This is a genomic window from Gordoniibacillus kamchatkensis (assembly GCF_000829455.1).
GTDB lineage: Bacteria > Bacillota > Bacilli > Paenibacillales > NBRC-103111 > Gordoniibacillus > Gordoniibacillus kamchatkensis.
This window is the reverse complement of sequence record NZ_JXAK01000134.1, coordinates 1-2942: the sequence shown is the minus strand read 5'-3', so window position 1 is coordinate 2942 and position 2942 is coordinate 1. Positions and strand designations below refer to the sequence as shown.

Here is a 2942-nt window from a genome sequence, read left to right as displayed (position 1 = left end):
GAGGGCACCTGCGTGCTTCCGACAAACGTCCGAAGCTGAGGCGGCAGCAGCATGATATCGTAGCCGCCCACATAGGTCGGCTTCTGCGCATCCTTTACATATTGATCGATAAACGTCTGCCTCGCTCCGGGCGAACCGTTTAGCGCCCAAAGCGTTGCGGCGGTGTCGGTCAACTCCTGCTTCGGCACATTGCGCAGGCGAGCGTCGAGCGTCACATACCGTTTCTCCGCATCGTCGCTGGAGCCGATACGAATAAACCGCTGACTGCCTGAATGATAGTAAAGATCGACTTCTTGCCGATTACGGCCTTTGCTGTCCACGAAGTAAAAAGTTGGCGTGACTTTAATCCCGTCGCCCGAACCGAACATGTTGCCTTTCGTCATGACTTCGAATTTGAATGGTAACCCGTTTTGACCGCTACGTTTTTCTTGCCGCTCTCGGGATGACTGCCTTGCCGTACCGGCAGCACGTAGGGAGGGGTATTGCCGCGCGATGCGCCGTCAATGCCTTTCGTGCCGACCCAATAGGCGTTTCCTGTCGGCGTCGCGCTGCCTTTTTGGGTGCGGAACACCGATTCCCAGGCAAAATCGGCAATGTCGGTGATGCGGAAATCATAGAGACGGCCGATCACTTCCACTGGAACCGCCTGCGCAGCCACATGGTTGGATAGGTCCAGATTGGCATTCATCTGGGACGTGAAGGAAGCCGGGCTGTTCTCGGCAAACGTTCGGAATAACACGTCGTAATGGCCCTCGTCCACCCAAACGGGCAAGTAGAAGGTCGTCTGCAACTGGCCGACCGGGATGGACACCCAGGTGTCCTTGGGGACAAACGTCGTGCGATCCGCTTTGTACACATCGAACGGAAAGCGTACCTGCTTGTCCCTCACATACTTGGCATAATCCCGATTTCCGTAGCCCTTGATGTCCTTGTGCGGGCCGCTTGTCGGAATCGTCACGGTAAAGGGCCGGTCCAGAATGAGCGCCGACCGCCCGGCAGTCGGCTGCGTTTTCTGGTTGTGGGCCTGATCGTCCGACACCGATGCATAGTTCACCACCGGCGTATGCACGGTTACCGGGTTGATGCCGCCAATCGGAAAAGTTTTGTTTCCTCCGCCACCGATGCCTTTAATCAGGGAATACGTTATGGTGCCGGTACTCGGCTGATTCGCTTTGTTTGTTTTGGAAGCGTCAATGACATAGCCTGAGCCGTACAGCACATCTTGCCCGATCATTGGCGGGGCCGGTATCGCCCCCGGCGTCGGTGCTTTTTCCTCAACGGTCCGGTTGTCCATAATCGTATTCCCGTTAAAAATGAACGAGTCGTTTTTTACCTTGATTTTTCCAATAGCTTTCTCGGCCTCGTTTGTCCAATCCTCGTTCGGTACGGAAGGCCGGCTGGAACCGCCGGAAATCGTTTGTCCGGGAAGCGTCACATTCGAATAGACCGGATCGATGAAATGCGCGCTGAGCGACGCATCATGCGCGGCGGAAACGGTTGGCGGCGCATAGCCATTCGGCTCCAGTGTAACCGTTCCCGAAGGAAGCGCATAATTGGAGACCGTCGCCTTTTGAATGCCGTACAATTCGAGATTTTGAATCGTCCAAAAGCTGTACTTGCGTTCAATCGAATAGTTTTTGGTGACCGTCTGTGTATCTGAACGCGGAACGGTAATGGTCGTCGGATTCCCATCTGCATCGGGAGGACCGGATTGCGTCTCCGTCCAGGTAAGGGTATATGTTTTACTCACCTGAATCGGGTATTGCTTCATGCCGGTCGTTTCCGTGAACGTGTTGCGATACAAGTACGATTTGGCCAAAGCGTTCACATACAGGCTCTCTGAAGTCGGAATGCCTTGCAGTACATCAAATTTTTCTACGCCGCGCGCATCCGCCTGAATGACGGCAGAAACGTTCGGCTCCATCACTTCGGCCTGCTGGGATGCGCCGGGCTGCGGTTCTCCGCCGCCGTCGCCTTTACGTACCGTATGATCGGATGTCGAATCCCCCGTATTGCCGTCCACATCCTTCACGACGACGGTGATTTGCACGCTCACTTTGTCGCCGGACGTGAACGGGATTTTGATCGGAATCGTTTTACTCGTTGAAGTGCCGGAGAGGGTTCCGGTTTTGTCACTCGTTTGAACGAGCTTGGCATTTCGAATATCCGTGATTTCGTATGACTTCAAATTTTTTAACGACTTGACTTCAAAAACAAAATTCCCGTCCACTTCGGTCACGTTTTGGTCGACCGTTTCCGGCGCTTCAATCCGGGACGCGACCGTTACCGAGGAGGGAATTTTGTAAATGCCGATAAAGTTGGAGCCGCCCGATCCCACCAGAATGGAGCGCTCTTTGAGCTTGGGGTCGCCTTTTTCCTGAATGAACAGCTTCTCGTCGGGTTTGTTATTGTTCGTAATGTAAGAGCGGATGATTTCATACGTCTGACCGCCGGAAGTGATTTGTCCTTCGAACGTATGGTTCGCTTCCTCGCCGGTTGCGAAAACGCCTTTGTCCACTTCTTTGAGTTTGGTGCCGTCTTCTTTTTGATAAATGGCTTTCACCGGATTGTTCTCCGCATATTCGGCAACCGCGTCCGTTCCGCCCAGATGCACCGTAAAGCTTCGCGTTCGCACCTTCGGATTCGTTTCGGGATTTTCTTGCAGCCAGTCTTTCCGCGTCGGGTCCTGCTTGGGCGATAAATAGGAACGAACGATCGTATACGTTTTTCCGTTGTCCTCAATCGTTTCGGGAAATTCATGATCGATCGTTTCCCCGACTTTGTACTTGCCCTTTAGAAATGTAACTTCCGGTCTTTGAATGACTATGCCGTCTACGGTTTTCGCAATGACATCGACGGGAAATTCCGCGCTTCGATAGGGTACATGAATGCCGAAATAATCGTCCAAGTCGTCCGGATGCGCCCAAGGTTCGGCCCTCTTG

1 protein-coding gene and 1 pseudogene are annotated in these 2942 nt (G+C 53.5%); both read right to left on the bottom strand.

Going from position 1 to position 2942, the window contains the following annotated elements; genetic code table 11:
* Positions 1-383 (bottom strand): annotated as a pseudogene (locus SD70_RS39035) (DUF5704 domain-containing protein); the annotation flags it as partial.
* Positions 380-2942: DUF5704 domain-containing protein (locus SD70_RS32365; RefSeq protein WP_231571729.1), on the bottom strand; the 2563-nt coding region annotated here is incomplete at its 5' end. The pseudogene SD70_RS39035 and the gene SD70_RS32365, both read right to left, overlap by 4 nt.